Consider the following 25,558-nt stretch of genomic DNA (forward strand, 5'->3'; position numbering starts at 1 on the left):
ATGAAGGCCCTGCTCATCGACTACGGTTCGGGGAACCTCCGAAGTGCTGCCAAGGCGTTGGAGGTTGCGGGCTTTGAGGTCACCGTCTCCTCGGACCCCCGGGCACACCTCGAGGCCAGCCTCCTGGTCCTTCCCGGCCAGGGCCACTTTGGCCAGGTGATGCAGGCCTTCCGGAATAGCGGGTTCGTGGACCGGGTCCTGGCCCACCTGGAAAGAGGCCTTCCCTTCTTGGGCATCTGCGTGGGCATGCAGGTCCTGTACCAGGAAAGCGAGGAAGCCCCGGGGGTCAGGGGGCTGGGCCTGGTGGAGGGGGTGGTGAGGCGCTTTACCCAGGGCCGCGTGCCCCAGATGGGGTGGAACCGGGTGCGCTTCGCAGGCGCTTTCCAGGAGGTTTCGGAGCGCCACTTCTACTTCGCCAACTCCTACTACGGCCCCCTTACTCCTTACTCCCTGGGCCGGGGGGAGTACGAGGGCACCCCCTTCACCGCCTTGCTGGCCAAGGAAAACCTCCTGGCCCCCCAGTTCCACCCGGAAAAGAGCGGGAAGGCGGGCCTGGCCTTTTTAGCCCTGGCCCACCGCTACTTCCAGGTCCTCTAGCCGGATGAGCCTGCCCTGGGCGCCGATGGCGGTGGCGGCCAAGGCCCCGGCCAGGTTGGCCAGCCTGCCCGCCTCCAGGGGGCTTTTCCCGCTCAGGATGGCGTGGGCGAAGGTAGCGGTATAGGCGTCCCCGGATCCCGTGGAATCCACGATGTCCTCCACGGGGAAGGGTTCGATGAGCTCCTCCCCTTCCGGGGTGACCACGATGGAACCCATGGCCCCCACCTTGATGGCCAGGTGGTGGAAGCCCTCTTCCCGGAGGCGGGCCACCCCCTCGGAAAGGGAGGAGGCCTCCGTCAGGGCCAGAAGCTCCGTTTGGTTCATGAGAAGCCAGTTTACACCCCGTAGGTACCTTAAAAGCTCCCTGCCCGCTGCCCGTACCGCCCCGGTTCCCAAGTCGGCGAAGATGGGCATCTTCCGCTTCCTGGCGGCCTCGAGGACCTCCACCGCATAGCTCCGGCTAGGGCCTCCCACCAGGGCGTAGGCGGAGAGGACCACGGCGTCCGCCTGGTCCAGGAAGCGGGGCTTGAAGAGGGAGGGATCCAGGTAACGGCTTGCCCCCTCGGCGCTCACCATGGCCCTTTCCCCCCCTGGCACCAAAAGGATCAGCACGGAGCTGGTGGTGTGGTCGGGGTCCTCCTGAAGGTGCCTCAGGTCGACCCCCACCTCCCGCACCCGGGAAAGGGCCAGCTCGGCGAAGGGATCCTGCCCCACCCGGCCAGCCAGGTAGACCCGGTGGCCCAGACTGGAAAGCTGCGTTGCCAGGGTGGCCCCGGCGCCCCCCGGTTTCATCAGGGCACGGCGGGAAGGAACCTCCTCCCCCGGCTCCGGTATGCGCTCCACGAAGAAAAGCAGGTCCACGGACACGTCGCCCACCACGAAAAACCGCATCTTGCCTCCTTCCCACAAGGCACAGGGTTTGCCCTTACTATAACGCAAGGGCCCCGTTGCTTTGGGGGGAGTATACCCCGGGGTTATGAGAAGAATATAACAAGTGGCCTCACGAGGATGGCCTGGAACTCTTTCTCGCCGTACCGCCCTCCGTGGGTGCCCGAGAACACCCCTTGGAGAAGGGATATACCAGGGTCCCCACCTGGGCTCCTGCCCAGGTGGGGTGGCATTACGGGGCCCCCACCTTAGCGGAAGCTAAGGTGGGGTGGTTTAGAAGCGACGGTCCACCACCAGGCCGCCTTCCAGCTCCCCCACCAGCTCCACCTCGTCCACCTTCAGGCCCGTGGCCTTGGTGATGGCCTCCAAAAGCCCTGCCGGCACCTTCTCCGCCTTGAGCCGGAGAACCAGCTTGTCCGTGCCCTCCAGCTTCCTTTCCACCACCACCTGGAAGCCCCTAGGGTCCAGGCCGAATCCGCCCAGGATGGGGGCGAGTTCCGTGGGGTAGAGCTTTACCCCCTTCACCTTCACCATCTGGTCGGTGCGGCCGAAGACTCCCCGGGGCAGGAGGGTGAGCCCTTCCCGCCTTTCGGCCACGGCCAGGTCCCCGGTGCGGAAGCGCACCATGGGCATGAGGGTACGGCTCAGGGCGGTGACCACCAGTTCCCCCTTTTCCCCGTCGGGCACAGGCTTCAGGGTCTCGGGATCCAAGACCTCCAACACCGCCATCTCCGGGATCTCCCATAGCCCGTCCTTGCTAAGCCTTTCCCCGGCCACGATCCCGAGCTCGCTGGTGCCGTAGGCGTCCAGGGCGGTGCATCCCAAAAGGGCTTCCACCTTTTCCCGGAAGCCGGGGACGGAGGTGAAGGGCTCTCCCCCTGCCAGGAGGAGGGCAAACCGCCCCCCCGCCTGGCCCACCTTGAGGGCGAAGGAGGGATTGGTGACCAGCACGTCAAAGCCATAGGTATGGCCGATTTCGGCGATGCGGGAGGCCTCTCCTGGTCCGTGGGGGAAGACCAGGTTCCCCGCCCGCCAGAGGGCCTGGTGGAAGAGCCATCCCCCAGCGAAGACGTGGTAGCTGAAGGCCACCAGCACCTTTTTGCCGGTGAGGCCGAGCCTGTGGTAGTGTTCCGCCAGGGCCTCGGTCTGGTAACGGAGGTCCTCCTGGGAAAGGTACTCGGGCATCCAGCCCATGAGGGGGCTTGGGGTCAGGTGCATGAGGCTTGCCCCTTCTGGGGGCCTGGGGTTTTCCTTAAGGTAGGCCACCCATTCCTCGCGGGTGGTGAGGGGAAGCTCCCCTAGGTTTTCCAGGGTGACCTCCTCCGGGTGGACTTGCTTGAACTTCTCCCGGTAGACGGGGTGTTCCTTGGCCGCGCGCACCACTTCTTTAAGCCGAGCGTTCCGGTCCATAGCCTACCTCCTTCCCGCTCCCGCAGGGAACACCGGGATTATACCGGTTCGGGAGCCTGGGCCAAGGCGAGGAGATGGGGAAGGTCCCGGGCCAAGTCCTCCCAGGTGTCCCGCCGCAGGGTGATATGCCCCACCTTGCGTCCCGGGTGCACCTCCTTGCCGTACCAGTGCAGGTGGGCTCCGGAAAGGGCGAGGACCTGGGGGAAGTTGGGCTTCACCCCAATGAGGTTGGCCATGGCGCTATGGCCCCGCGGGAGGGTACTTCCCAAGGGGAGGCCCAAAAGGGCCCGGAGGTGGTTTTCAAACTGGCTGGTTTCGGCGCCCTCGAGGGTCCAGTGGCCGGAGTTGTGAACCCGGGGGGCCATCTCGTTGAAGAGGAGTTCCTCTCCCACCTGGAAGAGTTCCAGGGCCAGCACGCCCACGTATCCCAAAGCCTCCATGGCCTTCCTGGCGTAGGCTTCCGCCTTCTGCTGCAGGGTGGGGGAAACCCCTGGGGCCGGGGCCAGGGAGAGGCGCAGGATACCCCCCTGGTGGCGGTTTTCCACCAAGGGATAGAAGGCCATCTCCCCGGTTCGGCTCCGCACCCCCAGGATGGAAAGCTCCCGCTGGAAGGGAACGTACCCCTCGAGGATCAATCCCCCTCCCCCCAGGGCGTGGAAGGCCCTTTCCGCCTCCTCCCATGAGGTGAGAAGGGCCTGGCCCTTGCCGTCGTACCCGCCCCTGCGGGTCTTGAGGAGGGCGGGGAAGCCCAGGGCCTCGAGGCCTTCCCTAAGCTCCCTGAGGCCATCCACCCGGCGAAAGGGAGGGGTGGGTATCCCCAGGCTGTGCATGAAGGTCTTTTCCGCCAGGCGGTCCTGAGCCACCTCCAGGGCCTTGGGCGGGGGAAGGACGGGAAGCCTTGCCTCAAGGAACCGGGCGGCTTCCACCGGCACGTTTTCGAACTCATAGGTGACCAGCTCAAGCCCCTCAGCAAAGCGCCGGAGGGCTTCTTCGTCCAGAAAATCCCCCACCACCAGCTCCCCCACTTGCCCGGCGCAGGCCTCGGGGGAGGGGTCCAGGAAGCGGAAGGAAAGCCCCAGGGGATAGCCCGCCAGGGCCAGCATCCTCCCCAGCTGGCCCCCGCCCAGGATGCCCAGCTTCATCCTTCCTCCCGGGGGTCGGGGTGGGCCAAGACGGCCTCCGTCTGGGCCTTGCGATAGGCCTCGAGGCGCTCCATCACCTCAGGGTAGGAGAGCCCTACGATGCTGGCAGCCAGGAGAGCGGCGTTCACCGCTCCCGCTTTCCCGATGGCCAAGGTTCCCACGGGGATGCCGGCGGGCATCTGCACGATGGAAAGAAGGGAATCCAGGCCCTTCAAGGCCTTGCTTTCCACCGGCACCCCCAGCACGGGCAAAGGGGTGTGGGCGGCGGTCATGCCGGGAAGGTGGGCAGCTCCGCCAGCTCCGGCGATGATCACCATAAGCCCCCGCTCCTTGGCGGTCTTGGCGTAGTCCGCCATCAGGTCCGGGGTGCGGTGGGCAGAGACCACCCGCACCTCGTAGGGGATGCCTAGGGTTTCCAGGGTTTCCGCCGCATGGCGGAGGGTTTCCCAGTCGGACTTGGAGCCCATGATGACGCCCACCAAAGGCCGCATCGTACCGGATTGTACCAAGCCCTCCCGCCTGTGGTAAAAGGCAGGCCATGGATGCCTTGGAGCTCCTTCGGCTCAACCTTTTTTCGCCCATGGTCCTGGCCTTCGCCCTGGGGATGGCGGCCCGGCTTCTTAGAAGCGACCTCGCCTTCCCTGAGGCCATGTACACGGCGCTTTCCATCTACCTGCTCTTCGCCATTGGCTTCAAAGGGGGGGTGGAGCTTTCCAAAACGCCCCTGACTATCGTGCTTCTTCCTGCCTTGGCCACCCTGGGTTTGGGGCTTTTCCGGCCCCTTTCCAGTTATTTTCTGGCCCGCCGCTTTCTGGTCCTGGGCCGGGTGGATGCTGGGGCCCTGGCCGCTCATTACGGCTCGGTTTCCGCGGTAACCTTCCTGGCAGCCCTCACCTTCGCCCAGGCAGTGGGCCACCGGCCCGAGGGGTTTTTGCCCACCCTGATGGCCCTTTTGGAGGTGCCCGGCATCGTGGTGGCCCTGCTTTTGGCCAAGCGGGGGGGTGGAAACCTGGGGGAGGCCTTCCAGGAGGTCCTCACCGGGAAGAGCGTGGTCCTCCTGGTGGGTGGGCTTCTCATCGGGGCCCTTTCCGGCGAGGCGGGGATGGAACGGGTAAAGCCCTTTTTTGCGGATCCCTTCTACGGGGCCCTCACCCTTTTCCTCATGGACCTGGGGATGGTGGCGGCCACGAGGTTCGCCACCTTAAGGCAGGTGGGCTTCCGTCTGATCCTCTACGGAACCCTCCTTCCCCTCTTTCACGGAGCCGTGGGGGTCTATGTGGGGCACCTGGTGGGGTTTTCCGTGGGCGGGGCCACCGTCTTGGGGGCCATGGCAGCTAGCAGCAGCTACATCGCTGCTCCCGCTGCCGTGCGCATCGCCCTGCCCGAGGCCAACCCCAGCCTGTATCTGGCGGCAAGCCTGGCGGTAACCTTTCCCTTTAACCTGGTTCTGGGTATTCCCATCTACCACACCTTGGCTCAATGGATGGGGGGGTGAAGCATGGACCTGGTGCCTTTGAAGCTGGTCACCATCGTGGCGGAAAGCATCCTGGAGAAGAAGCTGGTGGAGGAGATCAAGCGCCTGGGGGCCAAGGGGTACACCACCGTGCCCGCCAGGGGAGAGGGTTCCCGGGGCATGCGCAGCCTGGACTGGGAGGGCCAGAACATCCGCCTGGAAACCATCGTTCCCGAAGAAGTGGCCCTCAGGATCCTGGCCCGCTTGCAGGAGGCCTACTTTCCCCATTACGCCGTGATCGCCTATGTGGAGAACGTCTGGGTGGTGCGGGGGGAGAAGTACATCTAGGCTTTGGGCTTTCGGCGCAGAAGAGGAAGAAGGGCGAGGAGGAGCAGGATAGGCCAGAGGAGCCAGGCGGGAAGCCTTTCCCCCAGGAAGTAGGCGAAGAGGACGAGCCCCTGGGTCCAGAGGAGGCTTCCCAAGGCGGCTAGGAGCAGGTAGGGCAGCCAGGGAAAGCCCAAGGTCCCAAGCAAGAAGGGCACCGCCGTGCGCATGCCCGGCACAAAAGGGGCAAGGAGGAGGGCCGAGGGGCCGAAACGGCTTAGGAGCTTGATGGCCCGCTCCCTTAGGTGCTCGGGAAAGCGCTCGAGGAGTCTTTGGCCCAGGATCCGCCCCAGGCCGTACCCCACCGCGTGTCCCAGGTAGCTTCCCAGGAAGAGGAGGGGAAGGAGGGGGAAGAGGCTTAGCCTTCCCTCCCCGGCCAGGGCTCCCAAGGCCAGGAGGAGGGTGTCCCCTCCGGGCACGAGAAGGCCGAAGGGGAACCCCACCTCCAAAAAGAGGAGAAGGGCCGGGAGAAAGTAGGTCCAGAGGCTCATCCTATGAGGGTTGGGCCGCGGGCTTGCGCAAGGCCCAGAGGCTTCCCAGAAGGAGCACCGCCAGGATGAGGAGGCTGAAGGCTTCCTTGTCCAATCCCACGGCCAGCTCGGGGCGGTGGAGAACCTCCTTGGTGAGCTTGTCCCAGCCGCCCACCAGGAGCTTCACCCCCGCAAGCCCCACCACCACGTAGGCCAGGTGCTTGAAGCGAGGGTAGCGGTCCAGGAGGGTGACCACCAGACTGGCCAGCATCCTGAGGGCCAGGATGCCCAGGAAGACCCCGGTGTAGATGACCCAGAGTTTATCGGAAAGGGCCACGGCCACCAGAACCGAGTCCACGGCGAAGGCCAGGTCCATGAGTTCCACCTGGGCCACCGTTTTCCAAAACTGGGCGGCGCTCACCTCCAATGGCGGGGCTGCATGGGCTCCCTCCGCCCTGAGGAAGTGCTTCAAGGCCACGTAAAGCAGGTAAGCAGCGCCCAGCACCTGGACCCACCAGAGCTTGATGACCAAGGCGGCGAAAAGAAGGGCGAGGCCCCTGAGCACGTACGCTCCCAGGATGCCGTAGAAGAGGGCCCTACGCCTGAGGTGAACGGGTAGCCTTTGGACGATGACCCCCAGGATCAGGGCGTTGTCGGCGGACAGGATGACCTCGAGGGCCACCAGGATTAGGATCACCGAGAGGACACTGGTTTCCATGCTCACCTCCCAAAAGATAAAGACCACCGCTTAAGCGGTGGTCTTGCCCGGGCTTTCCGCCCCCAGCCTCCCGGGGCCCGTGCCCGTCTTGACGGAAGGCTGGCCTTGGGGCTACTCCCCAACCGGAAGACATTGTGCCACACCCGTGGCGGTTTGGCCAGGACCAGGAAGCTTTTGGGGAATGGTGAGGCCGGGTGGGCGGGATGCTGGGGGAAGGGGTATCCTGTAAAGCATGGACGAGAGGCACCGCGAGGGTTTGCCGGAGGGGCAGGCTGGCTTGCAGGAAGGGAATGCGAACCAGGCGGGGGGCAAAGAGGGTCTGCCCACCAAGGAGCAGGTCCTCGAGGCCTTGAAGGTGGTCTACGACCCGGAAATCCCCGTGAACATCGTGGACCTGGGGCTGGTCTACGATGTGGAGATCCACGAAAACGGGGTGGTGGACCTCACCATGACCCTCACCGCCATCGGCTGTCCCGCCCAGGACATGGTGAAGGCGGATGCGGAAATGGCGGTGATGCGCCTTCCCGGGGTGCAGGGGGTGAATGTGGAGTTCGTTTGGACTCCTCCCTGGACCCCTGCCAGAATGACCGAGGAAGGCAAGCGCATGATGCGCATGTTCGGGTTCAATGTGTAGGGGGCTCAGCTGGGTGGTATAGTGGGCCTCGCATGGTTTCAAGCCTCGTTTTCTTCCTGCATGGGGTCCACTCCCCAGGTTTCCAGGTAGAAGGCTCTCAGTTCCTCGGGCGATATCGGGGAGATTTCCCGTGGAAGTGGGCTTCCGGTTCGGAACCTCATGGCATACTCTTCTATTTCGTCCAGATTCTTCCCGTTCACGCCATGGGCTTGGGCAAATAGGGCAAGGAGGCTTGCCTCGAGGTGAGAGGGAGGGTCGGAGAGAGCGATGGCAAGGGCTTCCTCCCTGTCCTTCCCTGCCATGAGGGCATAGAGGAAAAGGCCCGCCGCAACATCCGTAAGCCTATCCATACATCCTCAGCGTAGCCCCTTGCCTGTTTTCCGTCGGACGGAAAGCTCTACCCCACCTTTCCCCTTGTTTCGGGGATGGATCCAGAGGGGTGGGGGGGTTCTGGAGCCCTGCCCGGTTTACGGGGCTCCCTCTTCGGATCTGGCACTGGCTGGGCCTGAGCGCACCACCAGGGTGTCGGCGATGAGGTCATGCCAGGCCTGGCGCTTAGGGTGGAAGAAAGCCCAGAGGTAGCCAAGGAGGAGGGGCAGGGTGGAAAGGGTCTTGCCTACCACCTCCCGCATAAAGGCGGTGAGCCAGTCCACAGGCTGGCCGTCCGTGCGGACCACCTTGAGGCCCAGGGCCATTTTTCCTGGGGTTGCCCCATACAATGCGGTGAAGATCACGTAGTAGGCCCAGCTGGGTATCCAGTTGAAGAGGAGGTCCTGGACGAAGGTGGTGGTTTGCGCCAGGGGGTTTATCCCGGCCAGGGCCATCAGGAGGAAGCTCAGGGGAACCAGGATGAGACCGTCGATAAGGGAGGCCACGAGCCTGCGCCAGGGGCTAGCGATCACCATAACCCTCCTCCCAGGTAGCGGTACTCGAGGCGAAACCGGTTCTGGCCGAGCAGGGAAACTAGCTGCTCGGTTTCCGAGGAAAGGCCCAGGGGAAACTCCTCGCCCAGAAGTCCGTCCAGCAGTCCTTTAGGTTTCACATAGCGCACCAGGCGGAACTCCTCCAGGCCGGCCAGCTCCGCGGCCCGCTTGGCGGCGTCTTCCAGGTAGCCTTCCTGGTCCGCAAGCCCGAGGGCGATGGCCTGGGTTCCCGAGTAGATGCGGCCATCGGCCAGTTGCCGCACTTTGTCCTTAGGAAGGTGCCTTCCCTCCGCAACCCTGGCCACGAAAAGCTCGTACGCCTCACGCATGTAGCCCTGGATGAGGGTTCGCTCCTCCGGGGTGAGGGGCCGGAGGCCGGAGCCCATATCCTTGAGCCGGCCTTCCTTGAGGACCTCCACTTGAACGCCCAGCTTGGCCAGTAAACCCTGGACCTGGGGAAGGGTGGCGATGACCCCGATGGAGCCGGTGATGGCGGTGGCCGGGGTGAAGATCTCGCGGGCGGCGGTGGCCACGTAGTAGCCGCCGCTGGCGGCCACGGTGCCGAAGGCAGCCACCAGGGGCTTTTCCCGGGCCAGGCCCTTCAGGGCGCGGTGGATGGCCTCGGTTTCCGTGACGCTACCCCCAGGGCTATCCACGAAGAGAACCGCGGCCCGGATGCCCGGATCCTCCCGGGCCTGGCGGATCTTGGAGAGGAGGTCCTCGAGGTCCTTCCCCATGGGGATGCTGCCCACCACCTCCAGGAGGACGACTTTTTCGCCCCGGCCGTACAGGGTGGCTTCCCGCCAGGGATGGTCGGTTTCCCGGGGCTGGATGAGGCGCCCCAGGCCCACCACGAGAAGGGCCACCGCCACGAAGAGGAGAAGGGCCAGCCAGCGTTTTCGATTCATGGTTCCAAAATAGCACAAGGGTATGCTGAGCCCGTGCTGAGGGTGGTGGTCAAGCCGGGAAAGGAAAAGAAGGTTCGAAACTTCTACCCTAATCTCTACCGGGACGAGCTGGAGGAGATGCCCAAGCAGGCAGGGGTGGCGGAGGCAGTGGCCGCCGATGGCAGTTTTTTGGCGGTGGGCTACCTGGACCCGGGCTCCCGCATCCCGTTCCGGGCTTATCGCTTTGACCCCGGCCCTTTGGATCGGGCTTTTTTTCTAGCCCGCTTTGAGCGGGCCTTGCGCAAGAGGGAGGGAATGGGCCAAAGCTACCGCCTGGTACATGGAGAGGCGGATGGCCTCCCCGGCCTGGTGGTGGACCGTTTTGGAGAGGTTCTGGTTCTCCAAGTGCGCACCCGGGGGATGGAGGCTTTAAGGGAGGTCTGGTTTCCCGCCCTCCTGGAGGCAGTGGGCCCCAAGGGGGTTTACGAGCGGAGCGACGTGGAGGCCAGGAGGCAGGAAGGGCTTCCCGAGAGGGTGGGGGCGGTTTACGGGGAGGTGCCCGAGGTTTTGGCGGTGGAGGAGGATGGCCTGGTTTTCCCCATCCCCTTGGCCCTAGCCCAGAAGACGGGGTTTTACCTGGACCAGCGGGAGAACCGCCGCCTCTTTGAGGGCATGGTGCGCCCTGGGGAAAGGGTCTTGGATGTCTTTAGCTACGTGGGGGGCTTCGCCTTGAGGGCCGCGCGGAAAGGAGCCCATGCCCTGGCGGTGGACAAGGACCTCGAGGCCCTGGCCATCCTGGACCAGGTGGCCTTGAGGATGGGCTTAAAGGTGGACATCCGCCAGGGGGAGGCCTTGGAGGTGCTTAGAGGCCTTCAAGGGCTTTTCGATCACATCCTCCTGGACCCTCCTACCCTGGTGAAGCGCCCAGAGGAGATTCCCCCCATGAAGCGGCACCTGGTGGACCTTTTGCGGGAAGCCTTGCGCCTTCTTGCGCCCGAGGGGTACCTCTGGCTTTCCACCTGCAGCTATTACCTCAAGGCGGAGGACCTTCTGGAAGTGGCCCGGCGGGCGGCCGCCGACCGGGGGATGCGCCTGAGGGTGCACGGCCTCACCTACCAGCCCAAAGACCATCCCTGGAGCCTGCACGTGCCGGAAAGCCTTTACCTCAAGACCCTGATCCTGCAGGAGGATGCCCTCTAGCAGCTACAACCCAGCAGCGTCAGGCCACCCTGGTATGATGGGCGTGGAAGCACCCTTGGGGTGCGAAAAAAGGAGGAGCGTATGGAAGTGGCAAGGGGTTTGGAAGGCGTGCTCTTTACGGAAAGCCGGATGTGCTTCATCGACGGGGAGGCGGGCCGCCTCTACTACTACGGGATCCCCATCCAGGAGCTGGCGGAAAAGAGCACCTTTGAGGAAACCACCTTTCTCCTGCTACATGGGAGACTTCCCAAACGGGAGGAGCTCGAGGGGTTCAAAAAGGAGCTGGCCAGGCGACGGGCCTTGCCCGAGCATATCCTGGAATCCTTCCGCCGCTATCCCCTCTCGGCCCATCCCATGAGCTTCCTGCGCACGGCGGTTTCCGAGCTGGGGATGCTGGACCCCACCGAGGGGGACATCTCCCAAGAGGCCCTCTACCAAAAAGGGCTTTCCCTCATCGCCAAGTTCGCCACCATTGTGGCCGCCAACAAGCGCCTGAGGGAAGGGAAGGAGCCCCTGGCTCCCCGGGAGGATCTCTCCCACGCCGCCAACTTCTTGTACATGGCTAACGGGGTGGAACCCTCCAAGGAGCAGGAGCGCCTCATGGACGCTGCCCTTATTCTGCACGCCGAGCACGGCTTCAACGCCAGCACCTTTACCGCCATCGCCGCCTTTTCCACGGAAACCGACCTCTACTCCGCCATCACCGCCGCCGTGGCTTCCCTCAAGGGTCCCAGGCACGGGGGAGCCAATGAGGCGGTGATGAAGATGATCCGGGAGATCGGCACCCCCGAAAGGGCGCGGGAGTGGGTGCGGGAGAAGCTGGCCAAGAAGGAGCGCATCATGGGCATGGGCCACCGGGTCTACAAGGCCTTTGACCCAAGGGCTGGGGTACTGGAAAAACTGGCCCGCATCGTGGCGGAAACCCATGGGCATTCCACCGAATACCAGATCCTGAAGATCGTGGAGGAGGAGGCGGGCAAGGTCCTGAACCCCAGGGGCATCTACCCCAACGTGGACTTCTACTCCGGGGTGGTTTACTCCGACCTGGGGTTTGGCCTGGAGTTCTTCACCCCCATCTTCGCCGTGGCCCGTATCTCCGGTTGGGTGGGGCACATCCTGGAGTACAAGGCCCTGGATAACCGCCTTCTCAGGCCGGATGCCAAGTATACCGGGGAGTTGGACGTGCCCTACGTGCCCCTCGAGGCCCGGGCTTAGGAGAGAGGCTATGGGGAAGCCGGGGTAAGACCCCCGGCTTTTTCCCTCTAGCTTTTGGCTCTTTCCCACCTTAGCGCGCCCCCTAAGGGTCCAAGGGAGTAGCCCGGGGGACCCCCACCCGGTAGGATCAAAGGCCGCAAAAGGCCTCGTAGTCTATAAGCTCCCGCTGGGTGGGGTGGTCCCCGCAGACCGGGCAGGCGGGGTTGCGGCGCAGGGAAAGCTTGCGGAACTGGGCTTCTAAGGCGTCGTAGAGGAGCAGGGCCCCAGCCAGGGGTTTCCCGATCCCCAAAAGCACCTTAAGGGCCTCTGCGGCCATGAGGCTTCCCACCACCGCCGGCAACACCCCGAAGACCCCGGCCTCGGCGCAGGAGGGAACGCTTCCCGGAGGAGGGGGCTTGGGAAAGAGGCACCGGTAGCAGGGCCCCATCTCCCCCTCAGGGGTCAGGTGGTGGAAGACCGCCACCTGGCCGTCAAACTGGTAAATGGCCCCGTAGACGAGGGGTTTTCCCAGGAACACGCAGGCGTCGTTCACCAAATAGCGGGTGGGGAAGTTGTCGGAGGCATCGATCACCAGGTCGTAAGGCTTCAGGATCTCCAGGGCGTTTTCCGAGGTGAGGCGCACGGGGTAGGTGTCGATCTGCACCAGAGGGTTCAGGGCTAAGAGCCGCTCCTTGGCGGCCAGGGCCTTGGGTTTGCCCACATCCTCCGTGGCGTAAAGCACCTGGCGGTGGAGGTTGGAAAGCTCCACCCGGTCCATCTCCACGATGCCCACCCGCCCCACCCCGGCGGCCACCAGGTACTGCAGGACCGGCACACCCAGGCCCCCGGCCCCCACCACCACCACGGAGGAGCGCTTCAACCTTTCCTGCCCCTCGGGGCCCACCTGGGGCAGGATCATCTGGCGGTGGTACCGGTCCAGTTCCTCCTTGGTCCACATGGCCTAGGCCTCCCGGGTTCCGAATCCAGGGGGGAGGAAGTCGGGGAAGTCGGGGTTGCCCTTGCGGTCGGGGGCCCTGGGGATGAGGTCCGAGGGGTGGGGTTCCCCCTTGCGGCAGTAGGGGCAGTCGTGGCGGACCTTATAGCGGGTGGGCCTTGCGGGAATGCCCAGGGCGATGGCATGGGGAGGCACATCCTTGGTGACGATGGCCCCCGTGCCCACCATGGCGTCGTCCCCGATGCGCACCCCGGCCAGGATGGTGGCGTGGTAGGTGATGCGCACCCCGCTACCGATGATGGTTTCCTTGAGGGTGACGTCAGGGGAGGCCAGGACGTGGTGGGTGTGGCTGTAGACGTTCACGTAGTCGGAAAGGGAGGTGCGGTCTCCGATCTTTATGCCCCCGATGTCGTCCAGGAGCACGTAGCGGTGGACCACCACGTCGTCCCCCAGCTCCAGGTTGTACCCCACGGAAAACTCCACGTTCTGGAAGAACTTGGGGTTTTTCCCCACCCGTTTGAAGATGAAGGGGGCTAAGGCCCGGCGGATGGCCACCCCGGAGTGCACGGACTGGCCGATGGGGGTGAGGTCCAAAACCTTCCAGAACCAAAGGAGGGGTTTAACCTTTTGGAACTTCTCCTGGTCGGTGGCGGCGTAGTACTCCGCTTCAAAGGTGATGCCCTCGGGGTCTAGCCCCATGGCGGCCAGGGGGTTTAGCTCCAGGAGTTCCGCATAGGGCCGGCCGTAGAGGAGGCGGGCAAGCTCCTCTCTCACCAGGGCGTTCCGGTCCACGCTGGGATCGGAAAGCTTCTCCACCAAAGCCCCGATGAAGCGGTCCAGGGCCTTTTCGTGAAGGGGGGCGATGCCTCGAGGAAGGAGCCAGGGCATAAGGGTATGCTAACCGGAAAAGGCCCCCAGGGGAATGCTCTTCCTCACCCTATGGAGGATCGGTAGCCCAGCTCCCGCAAGGCCTCGGGGTCCTTGCGCCAGTCGGGGTAGACCTTGACCTCGAGGTCCAGGTACACCTGCCGGTTCAGGAAAACCTCCAGCTGTTTCCTGGCGGCCTGGCCGATCTCCTTGATTTTCCTGCCCCCCTCCCCGATGACGATGGCCTTTTGCGAGGGGCGCTCCACATAGAGGACGGCCTTGATGTACAGGATGCCGTTTTCCCTCTCCGCCACCTCCTCGGTCTTCACCGCCACCGCGTAGGGCACCTCGTGCCAGAGGCGCTTCATGGCCTCCTCCCGGATGATCTCCGCTACCCACTCCCCGAAGTCCTGGTCGCTTTTGGCGAAGTCCTCGGGGTAGAAGAAGGGGCCTTCGGGGAGAAGGGCCAGGAGTTCCGCTTTGAGCTCGGCCACCTGGCGTTCGTCCAGGGCGGAAAGCATCCTGGCCTCAGCCTCGGGCAGGAGGGCGTGGTAGGCCTTGAGGGCCTCCTCGGGGTATTTGGCAGCGTCCAGCTTGTTGCCCACCAGGAGGATGGGCACCTTTCCCACCAGGGGCTTGAGGGCCTTGGCCACCAGCTCGTCCTCAGGGGTAGGGGGGTGGCGGAGGTCCACCACCCACACCACGGCGTTCACGTCGGAAAGGGCCTCGTAGACCTCCTGGTCCATGAACTCCCCCAGGGCGTCCATGGGCTTGTGAAGGCCCGGGGTGTCCACGAAGACGATCTGGCGGTTTCCCTCGGTGAGGATGCCCCTAAGGCGCTTCCGGGTGGTCTGGGGCCTGGGGCTGATGGGGGCCACCTTCACCCCCAGGAGGTTGTTGAGGAGGGTGGACTTGCCCACGTTGGGCTTGCCCACGATGGCCACAAAGCCGGAGTAGGTTTTCTCTTCCATATCTGCTAGGTCATCCCGACCCCCTTGGATTGGCCTTGGGGCCTGGGGCCGGACCTTCGGGCACGGACTCCGGGATACAGGCTCCGCCCGTGACCCAGATGTTTCAGTATACTCTAAACCCGTGGATCCCTTGGCCCTGGCCCTGCTTCCCGGCATCGGGCCCAAGCGGCTTCTTGAGCTTTTGGCGGAGGAAAACCCCCTTCTTTCCTTAAAAGAACGCTTTCCCCAGGTGGCAACCCAGCTTCCCCAGGCGGAAGGGGAGGCCAGGCGGGAAAGGGAGCGGGCGGAGGCCTTGGGGGTACGCATCCTGGGGCTTTGGGAAGAGGCCTTTCCCGAGGGGCTTAGGAGGCTTCCCCAACCTCCCACCCACCTCTATGTGCAAGGGGATCTTCCGGAGGAAGGGAAGGCGGTGGCCATCGTGGGCACCAGGAAAGCCTCCGCCTGGGCGCTTTCCTTCACCCGCAAACTTGCCCGGGAGCTTTCCGAGGCCGGGCTTTGCGTGGTTTCCGGCCTGGCCAGGGGGGTGGATCGGGAGGCCCACCTGGGGGCCCTGGAGGGAGGTGGGTCCACCCTGGGGGTTTTGGGAAGCGCCTTGGACCGCATCTATCCTCCCGAGCACCGGGAGCTGGCCCGGAAGGTGGCCCTGGTTTCCGAGTTCCCCTTCGGCACCGGACCCAAGCCGGAGTTTTTCCCGAGAAGAAACCGCATCATTGCGGGGCTGGTGCGGGCGGTGATCGTGGTGGAGGCCCCCATGGAATCCGGAGCCCTCATCACCGCCCGGTATGCCCTGGAACTGGGCAAGGAGGTTTTGGCGGTGCCGGGCCGTCCCACCGATGCGAACTCCTTGGGGACCAACCGCCTCATCCAGGATGGAGCCTATCCGGTCCTTTCCGCAGAGGACGTTCTTTCCTACCTGGGATTTTCCGGGAAGCCCAAAAAGGCAGTGGAGCTTTCCCAGGAGGAGGAGGGGCTTTATGCCCTTCTTAGGCAAGGGGAAGCCCTCCCCGAGGACCTGGCCCAGGCCTTGGGGGTTCCTGCGGAAAAAGTGCTTTCCCTCCTCACCCTGCTGGAGCTTAAGGGGCTGGCCCAGGCTTTGCCCGGGGGGAGGTATGGGGCGCTTTAGGGCCGGCTGGGCCTCTTGGCCCAGCCGGGAAGAACCCCCTTACTTGGCCTTCTCGTAAAGTTTCTTGGCGATCTCGTAGAGCTCGCCTGGGTGGAACTCGGGGGCAAACTCGGCAGCGTCGTGGCCCGCGTCAAAGACGGGTCCGCCTTCGGGGGGGCCGTCCACCACCCTTACCTCGCTACCGTCCTCCGGGGAGGGGCCGGACCAGATGAGCCCCAGGTCCTGGTAGTCGGAAGGGCTAAAGCGGTAGAGGTTCCTGTGGAAGCCCAGGTCCATGTACTTTTTGGCCTCGGGGATCTTGCTGTTGTCGATGCGGGGGATGGGGAGCATCCTGGTCATCTCCACCCCGGTGAGGCTTTCTAAGGCCTTGCCGTAGGCGGCGGCGTGCACCCCGCCCCGCACCAGGAGGTAACCGATCATCTCCCGGGCCACGGGGTTATCCGTCATCTCATAAACCCGGAGCTTGTGGGTGCGGGCGGCCACCTCGAGGAAGAAGTTATGGAGAAGGTCCAGAATAAGGTTCCCACTGGTGAACACGTACTCCCCGTGCCAGTGCTCCCCCATGGCTCCCATCACCAGGCTGTTGGCCCCGCCGGCGATGAAGTGGGCGGCGTTGCGGGCGTCCTTGGCGAAGCCCAGGGGGGCGGCCACCGGGTCCACGCTTTCCTCGAGGTCCTTCCCCGGGTTCTTGGCCAGGAGGCTGTTGATGGTGGCGGCCACCAGCTCGATGTGGCCCAGCTCCTCGGTGGCGATGTTGGCGATGAGGTCGTAGTAGGGCTTAAGGGCCTTCTTCCCCCGGAAGTTGAAGGACTGGTACATGTAGTTCATCAGGGTGGACATTTCCCCGAAGCGCCCTCCCAGTAGGGCCTGTACCGCGGCGGCGGCGTTGGGGTCCTGCTCCTTGGGCATGGGGAGTTCGATCTGCAGGCGGTCTATTCTCAGGAACATCCTCGTCACCTCCTGCCTGGCAGGGCCAGGCAGTTTTCACCTTAGGGGGGATCCACGCATAAGTCCAATACATCTTGTTGGTTATAGGAATAAACTAAATTTATGACCCTGGAGCAGATGCGCTACCTGGTGGCCCTGGTGGAGGAGAGGAGCTTTACCCGGGCGGCGGAGCGGGTCTACCTCACCCAGCCTGCCCTCAGCGTGCAGATCCGCAAGCTGGAGGAGGAGCTTGGGGTCAAGCTCTTTGACCGCAGGCAGGGAAAGCCCACGGAGGTGGGGGAAAGGGTGGCGGCCCAGGCCCGCCGGGTGCTGGAGGAGGTGGCTAGGGTCATGGCCATCGCCCGGGGAGAGGAGGGGGTCTTCCAAGGTCCTTTCCGCGTGGGGGTCATCCCTACCCTGGCCCCTTATCTTCTGCCAAGGCTTTTGCCCCGGTTGCTGGAAAGGTACCCGGGCCTCGAGGTCTCGGTGGAGGAGGAGCTCACCCCGGCCATCCTTCAGGGGCTGGTGGAGGGCCGGTTGGATGCGGGGTTGGTGGGTACGGAGGAGCGGGCACCGGGGGTGCAGAGCCTTCCCCTTTTTTCCGAGGAGTTTCTGGCCTACATCTCCCCGGGGCACCCCCTTTATGCCAAGGCGAGCCTTCATCCCTTGGAGATCCCCCTTGAGGACACCTGGATCCTTTCGGAAGGCCACTGTTTCCGGGATCAGGTCCTTTCCGTCTGCCGTCCCAGCCTGGAAAGGCGAAGAGTGGAGTTTCAAAGCGGGGATCTGGAAACCCTGATCCTTCTGGTGGAGGAGGTGGGGGGGCTTACCCTTCTGCCTGAGGTGGCCCTGTGGACCCTTCCCCGGGCCAAGCGCCTCCACCTAAGGCCCTTGAGCCCCCCAGGGGCGGGGCGGACCGTCTACCTTCTTGTGCGGGAGGGAAGCCTTAAGGCACCTGTGGCCCGGGCCCTGGGGGAAGAGGCCAAGGGGGTTTTCCGAGAGCTACGGTTAAAGGGCTAGGAGCGGAAAAGCGTTATGATGGGGGCGGAGGTTCGCCATGGTGAAGCCCGAGGCTAAAGGTGGGGATGTTCATATCAAAGCCGGTCTCATCTGGATGAACGGGGCCCTTCTGCCCCAGGAGGAGGCCAAGACCAGCGTTCTAAGCCATGCCCTTCACTACGGGACCAGCGTCTTTGAGGGTATACGGGCCTACGAAACCCCCAAGGGTGCGGCCATCTTCCGCCTAAAGGAGCACGTGCGGCGCTTTTTCAACTCCGCCAAGGTCCTGCGCATGGAGATCCCCTTCACCCCGGAGGAGATCGAGGAGGCCATCAAGGAGGTGGTGCGGCGAAACGGCTACAAAAGCTGCTACATCCGCCCCCTGGCCTGGATGGGGGCCAAAGCCTTGGGGGTGAACCCCCTGCCCAACAACCCCGCCGAGGTGATGGTGGCTGCCTGGGAGTGGGGGGCCTACCTGGGGGAGGAGGCGGTGCGCAAGGGGGCCAAGCTCATCACCAGCTCCTGGGCCCGCTTCCCCGCCAACGTGATGCCGGGCAAGGCCAAGGTGGGGGGGAACTACGTGAACTCGGCCCTGGCCAAGATGGAGGCGGTGGCGGCCGGGGCCGACGAGGCGCTCCTTTTGGACGAGGAGGGGTATGTGGCCGAGGGCAGCGGGGAGAACCTCTTCTTCGTGCGGGACGGGGTGATCTATGCCCTCGAGCACTCGGTGAACCTGGAGGGGATCACCCGGGATTCCGTGATCCGCATCGCCAGGGACCTCGGGTACGAGGTCCAGGTGGTGCGGGCCACCCGGGACCAGCTCTACATGGCCGACGAGGTCTTCATGACCGGCACCGCCGCCGAGGTGACCCCGGTTTCCATGATCGACTGGCGGCCCATTGGCTCGGGGACCGCCGGGCCCATTGCCCTGAGGCTACGGGAGGTCTACCTGGAGGCCGCCAGGGGCTTGCGGCCCGAGTACGAGGGCTGGCTTACCTACGTCACTTCCTGAGCCAGTCCTCGAGGACCCTTTGGTAAAGCTCTGGGTCCAGGCGGGGATGCTCGTAAAGCCCCGCCTTTAACCTTTGCCTTTGGGCCTCAAAGAGGATCACCGCCGCCGCCACGCTCACGTTCAGGCTCTGCACCATGCCCAGCATGGGGATCTTTATGGCTCCATGGGAAAGGGCCAGGGCCTCCTGGGAAACCCCCCATTTCTCCGCTCCCAGGAGGATGGCGGTGGGCTGGGTGTAGTCCACCTCCCGGAAGTCTAGGGCATCCTCCCGCAAGGCGGTGGCGTAGATCCGAAAGCCCCGCTCCCTCAGGTGGCCGATGGCCGTCTGGATGTCGGGGTGCACCCGCAGGTAGACCCATTTGTGGCTTCCCCCGCTGGTCTCGTTGAAGGTGGGCACGCCCCCGGTGGGGTTCACCGCATGGGCCTCGAGGACCCCCACTGCATCGCAGCTCCTCAGGATGGCCGAGAGGTTGTGGGGTTTGTGCACGTTTTCCAGCAAAACGGTGAGGTCGGGCTGGCGCCTCCTTAGGACCTCCTCTATGCGGCGTCTACGGGCCTCCGTCACGGTTTCTCAGCTTAGCGATCAGGGGCTTTAAAAGCGAGCGTTTAAGCTTGAGGGCCTGCCGGTTCACTACGAGGCGGGCGGTGGAGTGGGCCAGGACCTCCACCTCCACAAGGCCCGCCGCCCTAAGGGTGGCCCCGGTCTGGACCACGTCCACCACCGCATCCGCCAGGCCCGTGACCGCGGCCAGCTCGATGTTTCCGGATAGCTCCACCACATCCGCCACCCAGCCCCGTTCCTTCAGGAGCCGGGTGGTGAAGAGGGGATACTTGGTGGCGATGCGCCGGATGGGGGAGGTATCGCCGGGGCGCCGGATGAGGGAAAGGCGGCAGGCTCCGAAGCCGAGGTCCACCGGCTCGAAAAGGTCCCGGCCCGAGTCCAAAAGCACATCCTTGCCCACCACCCCCACCTCGGCGATCCCCAGGTCCACATAGACGGGCACATCCTTGTTGCGAAGCTCCAGGAGGGCGATCCCTCCTTCCTTGCCGTGGAGGAGAGCCCGCTGGTTCTCTATGGAAGGGAGTTCCAGCCCCGCTTTTCTTAAGGCCTCGTAGGCCTCCTGAAACATTCGCCCCTTGGGCAGGGCAATGGTGAGGGCAAAGCGCTTCATGCCTCCTCCACCTTAAAGATGCGCTCGCCTTGGGCCAGGTAGGGGATGCCCCGGGCCTTGGCGTAGGCCACGGGGTCTTCCCCGTGGAAGAGCTCCACCCGCTTTTCCCGGGCGAAGCGGCGAAGGGCCTTCAGGTCCAGGGCCAAAACCTCGGGGCTTACGTCCACCCTGGGGGGTTTTAGGGCCTCCAGGGCCCGCTCTACCCCTATGGCGAACCCCGCCGCCCTGGGGAGGAGGGCCCCGTCGTACCGGCCGCCTCCTAAAAGGGGCAGGCCGAACCCCGGGGTGTAGGCGCGGAAGAAGACCCCCGAGTAGTACTCGTAGCGCCGGGCCATGCCCAGGTCCAAAAGCACGGGCCTTTCCAGAAGTTCCAGGGTCTTTTCCAGATCCTCCAGGGCCTTTCTGGCTCTTTCGGGGAGGGGGAGGCTCTTGGCCTCGGCCAGCACCTCCATGCCCCCGTAGAGGTCGGGGAGGGCCAGGAGGGTACGCCGGGCCTCCGGGGAAACCGGGTGGCGGGAGAGGAGCTCGGTGAGCTCGGGCAGGTTCTTGCGATGGATGGCCCTCTGGGCTTCTTTGCGGGCCTCTTCCGGCAGGCCCGAGGCCTTGAGCACCTCCCCCACCAGGCTGGGAAGGCCCACCTCCACCTCCCCTTCCAGGCCCAGGGCCTCGAGGGCAGCGAAGACCAGGGAGAGGATCTCGGCATCCGCCAGGGGGCCCGTGGCCCCGATGAGTTCCAGCCCCACCTGGGTGTACTCCCGGTAGCGGCCGAGTTCCGCATCCCCTTCCCTAAGCCAAAGGGCCCCGGCGTACTGGAAGCGGGCCACTCCTTCCCCCAGGTGGGGCCTTAGGAGTTTGGCCAGAAGGGTGGTGAACTCGCTCCTAAGGGCCAAGACCTCCCCGGTTTTGTCCACCAGCTTGAAGGCCCGTTCCGCCAGGGGATGGGAGGGGTCGTAGACCTCGAGGGCCGGGAGTTCCACGGGCTCATACCCATGGCGGAGGAAGAGATCCCGTAGCCGGGCCATAAGCTCGGCCTTGAGCCGGGCTTCGGGGGGAAGCAGAAAACGGGTGCCTTCGGGGATCATTCCTTGACCAGGATCTCCACGCTGAGGATCTTGTCCCGTTCCCCCGTGGCGCCTGGGCCCTCCGTGGGGGCAAGGCGCCTTACCACCTCCATGCCCTCCACCACCTTGGCGAAGAGGGTGTACTGCCCGGTGAGGTGGGGGGTGGGGGCCAGGGTGATGAAGAACTGGCTGCCGTTGGAGTTGGGGTCCTGGGTGCGGGCCATGCCCACCATACCCTCCCGGTCGAAGGCCAAACCGGGGGCGATCTCCAACCCGAAGCTATACCCGGGCCCACCCCGGCCGGTGCCCGTGGGATCCCCTGTCTGGGCCACGAAGCCCGGGATGACCCGGTGCCACACCACCCCCTCAAAGAAGCGGTGGAGGGCCAGGAAGACGAAGGAGTTCACCGTGTTGGGGGCCTCCTTCTCCAGGAGATCAAGAAGAATATCCCCCTTGGTGGTCTTCAGGCGGGCGTAGTAATCCTTGTCGTCTTCCAGCACCTTTTGGGGTGCCTTGAAGGATCGGACCGGTGTTTCCGAAAGGTAGGGAAGGGGTTGCATGCTCTCACCCTTGCAGGCGCCCAGGAGGAGAAGGAAGGCGAGGAAGAGGAGGCGCACCTTCATAGCCTACACCCGGGGCAGGGTGATGCCCTTCTGCCCTTGGTACTTGCCCCGGCGGTCCTTATAGGTGGTTTCGGGCCGCGGGCCCTCGAGGAAGATGATCTGCACGATGCCCTCGTTGGCGTAGACCTTGGCGGGCAGGGGGGTGGTGTTGGAGATCTCCAGGGTGACGTGCCCTTCCCAGCCAGGTTCCAAAGGGGTCACGTTGGCCACGATGCCGCAACGGGCATAGGTGCTTTTGCCCAGGGCGATGGCGATCACGTTCTCCGGCATCCGAATGTACTCGATGCTCCGGGTGAGGGCGAAGGAGTTGGGGGGGATGATGACCTCCTCGCCCTCGTACTCCACGAAGCTTTTGGGGTCAAAGCCCTTGGGATCCACCACCGTGGAAAAGACGTTGGTGAAGATCTTCCACTCTGGGGCGGCGCGGAGGTCGTAGCCGAAGCTGGAAAGCCCGTAGCTGATCACCCCTTCCCGCACCAGCCTTTCCTCAAAGGGCTCGATCATTCCCTTTTTGGCCATCTCCCGGATCCACCAATCCGGCTTAATCATGCCTTCAACTATACCCGCTAGACTGGACCCATGCGGAAGTTCTGGCCCCTCTTCCTCCTCCTGGCCGCCTGTGGCACCCAAGACCCCACGGGGGCGGGAATGGAACCCCTGCGCCTCACCAGCACCAGCCTTCCTCCCGCCTACCTGGGGGAGGCCTACACCGCCACCTTCAGCGCCGAAGGTGGGGTGCGGCCCTACACCTTTAGCCTCGAGGGCAAACTCCCCCAAGGCCTTGCCTTCCAGGGCGGGCGGATCACCGGGGTACCCAGGGAGAAGGGCCAGTTCCCCCTTACCCTCACCGTGGAGGACGGGGCCAAGAACAGCCGGGTCCAGCGGCTTACCCTCACGGTGTCCGACCCACCCCCGCCTAGGCTTACCCTGGTGGCCCCGCCGGCCCAGGTGGAAGGGCCCTTCCTGCTCTTGGGCCGGGTGGAGGTGCGGGAGGCCCTGGGCTTCCAGCTGGAGCTTTCCCTAAAGGATCTGAGCCCGGATCTTGCCAGCCTGAAGGTAGCGAGCCCCGTCTACCTCCTGGATTACGATGCGGAGGCAGGGCTTTTGCGCCTGGATGTGGCCTTCGCCAAACCCCTAAAGGACCAGGAGGCCTTCCGCCTCCTCCTCACCCCGCAGAAGGCCCTTACCCCCAGGTTTTCCCCCCGGGTGGTCTTCTACGACAAGGAGGGGAAGCTCCTGGGGGAGGCTTTGAAGCGGGGCAGGCCCTTTGCCGACCTCCTGCAACTGGCCCAGAACTGGGGCAAGGAGGGGAAGGAGCTCAAAGGGGATGGCAACGGGGATGGCAAGGTGGATGCCCAGGACCTCGAGGCCCTGGCCAAGGATTACTTCCCCAAGGTAGCCGCCCCAGCCGCTCCCGGAAGCACCCCTCCCTCTGGGCGGGAGGAGGCTCCCCCGCCACCCCAGGAGGAAGGTTCCCCCTAGTGCCCTCGCATGTTTAAGGTGTAGCCTCAAAGGGCTTTCCGGATGGCCTCGGCGTCCTCCTTGCGGTAGCCGTAGAGGGTGACCTCGAGGGTATCCGGGGCCTTCTTGATCTCCTCCAGCATCACCTGGGCCACCTGGTCCACGGGAAGCCCTCCCACCCCGGTGCCCAGAAGGGGAAAGGCCACGGTCCTTAGGCCTAGCTCCACGGCCTTTTCCAGGGCGCTTCGGGTGGCCTGGCGCACGCTTTCCAAGCTGGCGGGCTCATCCCCCAGGACGGCGGCGTGGATCACGTAGCGCACCCCCAGGTTCCCCGCCCCCGTGACCGCGGCTTCCCCCACCCGGATCTTCCCGATCCGGTCGCATTCCTCCTGGATGGAGGGGCCTCCTTTCCTCAGGATGGCCCCCGCTACCCCGGCGCCCAGCTTCAGATAGTTGTTGGCGGCGTTGACGATGGCATCCCCCCGGAACTCGGTGATGTCCCCTTCTTCCACGCGGATGCGGGCCATGTCCTCATTTTCCCGTACAATGGGCCTGATGTCACGGGATATCTTGGGGCTCGAGGGGCGGATCGTTATGGTAACCGGGGCCGGCAGGGGCTTCGGCCGGGCCATCGCCCACGGCTACGGGCGCAACGGGGCCACGGTTATCGCCGTGGACCCCGACGTGGAGCTGGCCACCAGCGTGGCCTCGGAGGTGGAGGCCTTGGGGGCCACGGCCATCCCCATCCGGGGCGATATGAGCGTGGTTTTGGATGTGACCAGCACCTTTGAAAAGGTGGAAGAGCTTTTTGGGCTATTGGACGGCATCGTCCACGTGACCACCGCCGAGAGCAAGACCCCCTTCGTGGAGCTTCTGGAAGGGGAGTGGTACGACCTCATGAGCCAGGATGTGAAGTCCAGCCTGTATGTGCTCCAGCAGGGTCTGCGCCACCTGGCAGGGGGTGGATTCGTCACCTTGGTGCTGCCGCCGGCGGTGCGCATAGAGCCCCATACCCTTTCCGTGCGCCGGGCGGTGGAAGGGCTCATCGAGGGGGTCACCCGGACCTTCCCCGGGGTGCGGGTGAACGGGGTGGTGCCCTCCCGGGATCCGGTTTCCGAAGCCTACGACCAAGCCTTGGTCCGGGCGGCCCTGGGCCTGGGTTCCATGGTTTCCGAAGGGGTGCGCGGGGTGGTGCTGGAGGTGGAGCTTCCCGAGCCTCCCCCGTCCCCCGAGATCTACGAGCTCCTTAGGGAAGTGCCATGAAGTGCCCTTACTGCGGTCATCCCGACACCCGGGTGGTGGACTCCCGCCCCTCCGACGAGGGGGCGGCCATCCGCCGCCGCCGGGAGTGCCCAGCCTGCGGCCGCCGCTTCACCACCTACGAGCGCACCCAGCTGGAGCCTTTGATGGTGGTGAAGCGGGACGGCCGAAGGGAACCCTTCAACCCCGATAAGCTCCTGAGGGGGCTTCTTTTGGCGTGCGAAAAGCGCCCCGTGGACCCGGAGGTTCTCCGCCGCTTCGCCTACACCTTTGAGGACCAGGTGACGGGTCCGGAGATCACCTCCGAGGAGATCGGCCTGAAGGCCATGGCCTTTTTACGGGATCTGGACCATGTGGCCTACATCCGCTTCGCCTCCGTGTACCGGGAGTTTGATTCCGTGGAGCGCTTCATCGAGGAGATCCGGCGCCTGGGGGGTGTTGACAAGAAGGAGGGGGCTTGATAGCATAGCTTTTGCTGCGCGGGCGAAAGCCCAAGCAGGGGGATCTTGAAAAGGGGAGAGCAGAGGCTAACACCAAGAAGCCAACAACGCCTTCGGGCGTTAATTTTATTGGAGAGTTTGATCCTGGCTCAGGGTGAACGCTGGCGGCGTGCCTAAGACATGCAAGTCGAGCGGGGTAGGTTTATACCTGCCCAGCGGCGGACGGGTGAGTAACGCGTGGGTGACCTACCCGGAAGAGGCGGACAACCTGGGGAAACCCAGGCTAATCCGCCATGTGGTCCTGTCCTGTGGGGTAGGACTAAAGGGTGAATAGCCCGCTTCCGGATGGGCCCGCGTCCCATCAGCTAGTTGGTGGGGTAAAGGCCCACCAAGGCGACGACGGGTAGCCGGTCTGAGAGGATGGCCGGCCACAGGGGCACTGAGACACGGGCCCCACTCCTACGGGAGGCAGCAGTTAGGAATCTTCCGCAATGGACGGAAGTCTGACGGAGCGACGCCGCTTGGAGGAGGAAGCCCTTCGGGGTGTAAACTCCTGAACTGGGGACGAAAGCCCCGTGTAGGGGGATGACGGTACCCAGGTAATAGCGCCGGCCAACTCCGTGCCAGCAGCCGCGGTAATACGGAGGGCGCGAGCGTTACCCGGATTTACTGGGCGTAAAGGGCGTGTAGGCGGCCTGGGGCGTCCCATGTGAAAGGCCACGGCTCAACCGTGGAGGAGCGTGGGATACGCTCAGGCTAGAGGGTGGGAGAGGGTGGTGGAATTCCC

Annotated in this window: 31 protein-coding genes and 1 rRNA gene; 13 read left to right on the top strand and 19 right to left on the bottom strand. The window is 64.6% G+C overall.

The genetic code is table 11. The annotated features are described in order from the left end of the window. Positions 1-597: an imidazole glycerol phosphate synthase subunit HisH gene (hisH, locus tag AC27GT_RS10705; RefSeq protein WP_487224142.1), complete on the top strand. Its 597-nt coding sequence runs from the start codon at positions 1-3 to the stop codon at positions 595-597. Here the strand turns inward: hisH and AC27GT_RS10710 are convergent. The 4 genes from AC27GT_RS10710 to purE form a co-directional block, all read right to left on the bottom strand. Further along, positions 562-1,488, bottom strand: a complete 927-nt coding sequence (locus AC27GT_RS10710) for a carbohydrate kinase family protein (protein WP_487224143.1) — start codon at positions 1,486-1,488, stop codon at positions 562-564. The two genes, hisH and AC27GT_RS10710, sit on opposite strands and share 36 nt — an antisense overlap. Positions 1,489-1,758: 270 nt before the next feature. Beyond that, positions 1,759-2,895 (bottom strand): phenylacetate--CoA ligase family protein, encoded by a 1,137-nt coding sequence (locus tag AC27GT_RS10715; protein WP_487224144.1) that lies wholly within the window; start codon positions 2,893-2,895, stop codon positions 1,759-1,761. Positions 2,896-2,933: 38 nt separating this feature from the next. Further along, positions 2,934-4,037: a 5-(carboxyamino)imidazole ribonucleotide synthase gene (locus tag AC27GT_RS10720; protein ID WP_487224145.1), complete on the bottom strand. Its 1,104-nt coding sequence runs from the start codon at positions 4,035-4,037 to the stop codon at positions 2,934-2,936. Then, a complete protein-coding gene (gene purE, locus AC27GT_RS10725; RefSeq protein ID WP_038031357.1) occupies positions 4,034-4,528 on the bottom strand; it encodes a 5-(carboxyamino)imidazole ribonucleotide mutase in 495 nt (164 codons plus the stop codon). Before purE ends, AC27GT_RS10720 begins: the two co-directional genes overlap by 4 nt. A 47-nt stretch (positions 4,529-4,575) precedes the next feature. Between purE and AC27GT_RS10730 the strand changes: the two genes are divergently transcribed. Both AC27GT_RS10730 and AC27GT_RS10735 read left to right on the top strand, forming a co-directional pair. Then, positions 4,576-5,532: a sodium-dependent bicarbonate transport family permease gene (locus AC27GT_RS10730; RefSeq protein WP_038031359.1), complete on the top strand. Its 957-nt coding sequence runs from the start codon at positions 4,576-4,578 to the stop codon at positions 5,530-5,532. 3 nt (positions 5,533-5,535) lie between these two features. Beyond that, a complete protein-coding gene (locus AC27GT_RS10735; RefSeq protein WP_038031360.1) occupies positions 5,536-5,838 on the top strand; it encodes a P-II family nitrogen regulator in 303 nt (100 codons plus the stop codon). On the opposite strand, the gene AC27GT_RS10740 is transcribed toward AC27GT_RS10735, so the two are convergent. After that, positions 5,835-6,365: a DedA family protein gene (locus AC27GT_RS10740; protein ID WP_038031362.1), complete on the bottom strand. Its 531-nt coding sequence runs from the start codon at positions 6,363-6,365 to the stop codon at positions 5,835-5,837. The two genes, AC27GT_RS10735 and AC27GT_RS10740, sit on opposite strands and share 4 nt — an antisense overlap. A gap of 1 nt (position 6,366) precedes the next feature. Next, positions 6,367-7,062, bottom strand: coding sequence for a TerC family protein (locus AC27GT_RS10745; RefSeq protein ID WP_038031402.1), 696 nt, complete (start codon positions 7,060-7,062; stop codon positions 6,367-6,369). Positions 7,063-7,294: 232 nt separating this feature from the next. Between AC27GT_RS10745 and AC27GT_RS10750 the strand changes: the two genes are divergently transcribed. Then, positions 7,295-7,696 carry a metal-sulfur cluster assembly factor gene (locus AC27GT_RS10750; RefSeq protein WP_015716540.1) on the top strand — a complete coding sequence of 134 codons (402 nt, stop codon included), beginning with the start codon at positions 7,295-7,297 and terminating at the stop codon, positions 7,694-7,696. A gap of 38 nt (positions 7,697-7,734) precedes the next feature. On the opposite strand, the gene AC27GT_RS10755 is transcribed toward AC27GT_RS10750, so the two are convergent. The 3 genes from AC27GT_RS10755 to sppA form a co-directional block, all read right to left on the bottom strand. Continuing rightward, positions 7,735-8,046, bottom strand: a complete 312-nt coding sequence (locus AC27GT_RS10755) for a hypothetical protein (RefSeq protein ID WP_487224146.1) — start codon at positions 8,044-8,046, stop codon at positions 7,735-7,737. Between the two features lie 117 nt (positions 8,047-8,163). After that, positions 8,164-8,601: an RDD family protein gene (locus AC27GT_RS10760; protein ID WP_487224147.1), complete on the bottom strand. Its 438-nt coding sequence runs from the start codon at positions 8,599-8,601 to the stop codon at positions 8,164-8,166. Beyond that, positions 8,595-9,527, bottom strand: coding sequence for a signal peptide peptidase SppA (gene sppA / locus AC27GT_RS10765; protein WP_487224148.1), 933 nt, complete (start codon positions 9,525-9,527; stop codon positions 8,595-8,597). The genes AC27GT_RS10760 and sppA overlap by 7 nt, the downstream gene beginning before the upstream one ends. Positions 9,528-9,560: 33 nt before the next feature. Between sppA and AC27GT_RS10770 the strand changes: the two genes are divergently transcribed. After that, entirely contained in the window at positions 9,561-10,706 is a 1,146-nt protein-coding gene (locus tag AC27GT_RS10770) for a class I SAM-dependent rRNA methyltransferase (protein ID WP_487224149.1), read from the top strand. An 81-nt stretch (positions 10,707-10,787) separates the two neighbouring features. Next, complete coding sequence (locus AC27GT_RS10775) at positions 10,788-11,921, top strand: citrate synthase/methylcitrate synthase (protein ID WP_038031374.1); 1,134 nt, start codon at positions 10,788-10,790, stop codon at positions 11,919-11,921. A gap of 127 nt (positions 11,922-12,048) precedes the next feature. On the opposite strand, the gene AC27GT_RS10780 is transcribed toward AC27GT_RS10775, so the two are convergent. From AC27GT_RS10780 to era, 3 genes are read right to left on the bottom strand one after another with little or no spacing between them, the layout of a single operon-like run. After that, entirely contained in the window at positions 12,049-12,858 is an 810-nt protein-coding gene (locus AC27GT_RS10780; RefSeq protein ID WP_487224150.1) for a HesA/MoeB/ThiF family protein, read from the bottom strand. A gap of 3 nt (positions 12,859-12,861) precedes the next feature. After that, positions 12,862-13,743 carry an acyltransferase gene (locus tag AC27GT_RS10785; RefSeq protein ID WP_038068424.1) on the bottom strand — a complete coding sequence of 294 codons (882 nt, stop codon included), beginning with the start codon at positions 13,741-13,743 and terminating at the stop codon, positions 12,862-12,864. A gap of 44 nt (positions 13,744-13,787) precedes the next feature. Next, a complete protein-coding gene (era, locus tag AC27GT_RS10790; RefSeq protein ID WP_015716547.1) occupies positions 13,788-14,693 on the bottom strand; it encodes a GTPase Era in 906 nt (301 codons plus the stop codon). A 121-nt stretch (positions 14,694-14,814) separates the two neighbouring features. Between era and dprA the strand changes: the two genes are divergently transcribed. After that, entirely contained in the window at positions 14,815-15,816 is a 1,002-nt protein-coding gene (dprA, locus tag AC27GT_RS10795) for a DNA-processing protein DprA (protein ID WP_015716548.1), read from the top strand. 39 nt (positions 15,817-15,855) lie between these two features. Here the strand turns inward: dprA and AC27GT_RS10800 are convergent, their stop codons facing one another. Beyond that, positions 15,856-16,764 carry a manganese catalase family protein gene (locus AC27GT_RS10800; protein WP_015716549.1) on the bottom strand — a complete coding sequence of 303 codons (909 nt, stop codon included), beginning with the start codon at positions 16,762-16,764 and terminating at the stop codon, positions 15,856-15,858. A gap of 102 nt (positions 16,765-16,866) precedes the next feature. Here AC27GT_RS10800 and AC27GT_RS10805 point away from each other — a divergent pair, with 102 nt between their 5' ends. Then, a complete protein-coding gene (locus AC27GT_RS10805) occupies positions 16,867-17,763 on the top strand; it encodes a LysR family transcriptional regulator (RefSeq protein ID WP_038031380.1) in 897 nt (298 codons plus the stop codon). 37 nt (positions 17,764-17,800) lie between these two features. Further along, positions 17,801-18,754, top strand: coding sequence for a branched-chain amino acid transaminase (locus AC27GT_RS10810; RefSeq protein WP_038031382.1), 954 nt, complete (start codon positions 17,801-17,803; stop codon positions 18,752-18,754). Here AC27GT_RS10810 and trmH read toward each other — a convergent pair. The 5 genes from trmH to dcd are packed head-to-tail and all read right to left on the bottom strand — an operon-like array spanning position 18,744 to position 22,159. Continuing rightward, positions 18,744-19,319 (bottom strand): tRNA (guanosine(18)-2'-O)-methyltransferase TrmH, encoded by a 576-nt coding sequence (trmH, locus tag AC27GT_RS10815; RefSeq protein WP_038068434.1) that lies wholly within the window; start codon positions 19,317-19,319, stop codon positions 18,744-18,746. The two genes, AC27GT_RS10810 and trmH, sit on opposite strands and share 11 nt — an antisense overlap. Continuing rightward, entirely contained in the window at positions 19,303-19,926 is a 624-nt protein-coding gene (hisG, locus tag AC27GT_RS10820; protein ID WP_038031388.1) for an ATP phosphoribosyltransferase, read from the bottom strand. Before hisG ends, trmH begins: the two co-directional genes overlap by 17 nt. Next, positions 19,923-21,008 carry an ATP phosphoribosyltransferase regulatory subunit gene (locus tag AC27GT_RS10825; RefSeq protein WP_038031391.1) on the bottom strand — a complete coding sequence of 362 codons (1,086 nt, stop codon included), beginning with the start codon at positions 21,006-21,008 and terminating at the stop codon, positions 19,923-19,925. The genes hisG and AC27GT_RS10825 overlap by 4 nt, the downstream gene beginning before the upstream one ends. Further along, positions 21,005-21,610: a peptidylprolyl isomerase gene (locus AC27GT_RS10830; RefSeq protein ID WP_015716555.1), complete on the bottom strand. Its 606-nt coding sequence runs from the start codon at positions 21,608-21,610 to the stop codon at positions 21,005-21,007. Before AC27GT_RS10830 ends, AC27GT_RS10825 begins: the two co-directional genes overlap by 4 nt. Positions 21,611-21,613: 3 nt before the next feature. Beyond that, positions 21,614-22,159 (bottom strand): dCTP deaminase, encoded by a 546-nt coding sequence (gene dcd / locus AC27GT_RS10835; RefSeq protein WP_015716556.1) that lies wholly within the window; start codon positions 22,157-22,159, stop codon positions 21,614-21,616. A 30-nt stretch (positions 22,160-22,189) separates the two neighbouring features. On the opposite strand from dcd, the gene AC27GT_RS10840 reads away from it, so the two are divergent. Beyond that, positions 22,190-23,092 carry a putative Ig domain-containing protein gene (locus AC27GT_RS10840; RefSeq protein ID WP_038031394.1) on the top strand — a complete coding sequence of 301 codons (903 nt, stop codon included), beginning with the start codon at positions 22,190-22,192 and terminating at the stop codon, positions 23,090-23,092. 26 nt (positions 23,093-23,118) lie between these two features. Here the strand turns inward: AC27GT_RS10840 and AC27GT_RS10845 are convergent, their stop codons facing one another. Further along, entirely contained in the window at positions 23,119-23,598 is a 480-nt protein-coding gene (locus AC27GT_RS10845) for a macro domain-containing protein (protein ID WP_015716558.1), read from the bottom strand. Positions 23,599-23,626: 28 nt separating this feature from the next. On the opposite strand from AC27GT_RS10845, the gene AC27GT_RS10850 reads away from it, so the two are divergent. From AC27GT_RS10850 to AC27GT_RS10860, 3 genes are all read left to right on the top strand, one after another. Beyond that, complete coding sequence (locus AC27GT_RS10850) at positions 23,627-24,334, top strand: SDR family NAD(P)-dependent oxidoreductase (RefSeq protein ID WP_026329073.1); 708 nt, start codon at positions 23,627-23,629, stop codon at positions 24,332-24,334. Further along, on the top strand, positions 24,331-24,792 hold the full coding sequence (nrdR, locus tag AC27GT_RS10855; RefSeq protein WP_028494308.1) for a transcriptional regulator NrdR: 462 nt from the start codon (positions 24,331-24,333) through the stop codon (positions 24,790-24,792). Before AC27GT_RS10850 ends, nrdR begins: the two co-directional genes overlap by 4 nt. A 105-nt stretch (positions 24,793-24,897) precedes the next feature. After that, positions 24,898-25,558, top strand: a 16S ribosomal RNA gene (locus tag AC27GT_RS10860); the annotation flags it as partial.

This window comes from Thermus sp. KWY1 (assembly GCF_057547025.1).

Bases quoted from the DNA above. Each gene is read 5' to 3' on its own strand.
- hisH (WP_487224142.1), top strand. From the start codon at position 1: ATGAAGGCCCTGCTCATCGACTACGGTTCGGGGAACCTCCGAAGTGCT.
- AC27GT_RS10710 (WP_487224143.1), bottom strand. From the start codon at position 1,488: ATGCGGTTTTTCGTGGTGGGCGACGTGTCCGTGGACCTGCTTTTCTTC.
- AC27GT_RS10715 (WP_487224144.1), bottom strand. From the start codon at position 2,895: ATGGACCGGAACGCTCGGCTTAAAGAAGTGGTGCGCGCGGCCAAGGAA.
- AC27GT_RS10720 (WP_487224145.1), bottom strand. From the start codon at position 4,037: ATGAAGCTGGGCATCCTGGGCGGGGGCCAGCTGGGGAGGATGCTGGCC.
- purE (WP_038031357.1), bottom strand. From the start codon at position 4,528: ATGCGGCCTTTGGTGGGCGTCATCATGGGCTCCAAGTCCGACTGGGAA.
- AC27GT_RS10730 (WP_038031359.1), top strand. From the start codon at position 4,576: ATGGATGCCTTGGAGCTCCTTCGGCTCAACCTTTTTTCGCCCATGGTC.
- AC27GT_RS10735 (WP_038031360.1), top strand. From the start codon at position 5,536: ATGGACCTGGTGCCTTTGAAGCTGGTCACCATCGTGGCGGAAAGCATC.
- AC27GT_RS10740 (WP_038031362.1), bottom strand. From the start codon at position 6,365: ATGAGCCTCTGGACCTACTTTCTCCCGGCCCTTCTCCTCTTTTTGGAG.
- AC27GT_RS10745 (WP_038031402.1), bottom strand. From the start codon at position 7,062: ATGGAAACCAGTGTCCTCTCGGTGATCCTAATCCTGGTGGCCCTCGAG.
- AC27GT_RS10750 (WP_015716540.1), top strand. From the start codon at position 7,295: ATGGACGAGAGGCACCGCGAGGGTTTGCCGGAGGGGCAGGCTGGCTTG.
- AC27GT_RS10755 (WP_487224146.1), bottom strand. From the start codon at position 8,046: ATGGATAGGCTTACGGATGTTGCGGCGGGCCTTTTCCTCTATGCCCTC.
- AC27GT_RS10760 (WP_487224147.1), bottom strand. From the start codon at position 8,601: ATGGTGATCGCTAGCCCCTGGCGCAGGCTCGTGGCCTCCCTTATCGAC.
- sppA (WP_487224148.1), bottom strand. From the start codon at position 9,527: ATGAATCGAAAACGCTGGCTGGCCCTTCTCCTCTTCGTGGCGGTGGCC.
- AC27GT_RS10775 (WP_038031374.1), top strand. From the start codon at position 10,788: ATGGAAGTGGCAAGGGGTTTGGAAGGCGTGCTCTTTACGGAAAGCCGG.
- AC27GT_RS10780 (WP_487224150.1), bottom strand. From the start codon at position 12,858: ATGTGGACCAAGGAGGAACTGGACCGGTACCACCGCCAGATGATCCTG.
- AC27GT_RS10785 (WP_038068424.1), bottom strand. From the start codon at position 13,743: ATGCCCTGGCTCCTTCCTCGAGGCATCGCCCCCCTTCACGAAAAGGCC.
- era (WP_015716547.1), bottom strand. From the start codon at position 14,693: ATGGAAGAGAAAACCTACTCCGGCTTTGTGGCCATCGTGGGCAAGCCC.
- AC27GT_RS10800 (WP_015716549.1), bottom strand. From the start codon at position 16,764: ATGTTCCTGAGAATAGACCGCCTGCAGATCGAACTCCCCATGCCCAAG.
- AC27GT_RS10805 (WP_038031380.1), top strand. From the start codon at position 16,867: ATGACCCTGGAGCAGATGCGCTACCTGGTGGCCCTGGTGGAGGAGAGG.
- AC27GT_RS10810 (WP_038031382.1), top strand. From the start codon at position 17,801: ATGGTGAAGCCCGAGGCTAAAGGTGGGGATGTTCATATCAAAGCCGGT.
- hisG (WP_038031388.1), bottom strand. From the start codon at position 19,926: ATGAAGCGCTTTGCCCTCACCATTGCCCTGCCCAAGGGGCGAATGTTT.
- AC27GT_RS10825 (WP_038031391.1), bottom strand. From the start codon at position 21,008: ATGATCCCCGAAGGCACCCGTTTTCTGCTTCCCCCCGAAGCCCGGCTC.
- AC27GT_RS10830 (WP_015716555.1), bottom strand. From the start codon at position 21,610: ATGAAGGTGCGCCTCCTCTTCCTCGCCTTCCTTCTCCTCCTGGGCGCC.
- dcd (WP_015716556.1), bottom strand. From the start codon at position 22,159: ATGATTAAGCCGGATTGGTGGATCCGGGAGATGGCCAAAAAGGGAATG.
- AC27GT_RS10840 (WP_038031394.1), top strand. From the start codon at position 22,190: ATGCGGAAGTTCTGGCCCCTCTTCCTCCTCCTGGCCGCCTGTGGCACC.
- AC27GT_RS10845 (WP_015716558.1), bottom strand. From the start codon at position 23,598: ATGGCCCGCATCCGCGTGGAAGAAGGGGACATCACCGAGTTCCGGGGG.
- AC27GT_RS10850 (WP_026329073.1), top strand. From the start codon at position 23,627: ATGTCACGGGATATCTTGGGGCTCGAGGGGCGGATCGTTATGGTAACC.
- nrdR (WP_028494308.1), top strand. From the start codon at position 24,331: ATGAAGTGCCCTTACTGCGGTCATCCCGACACCCGGGTGGTGGACTCC.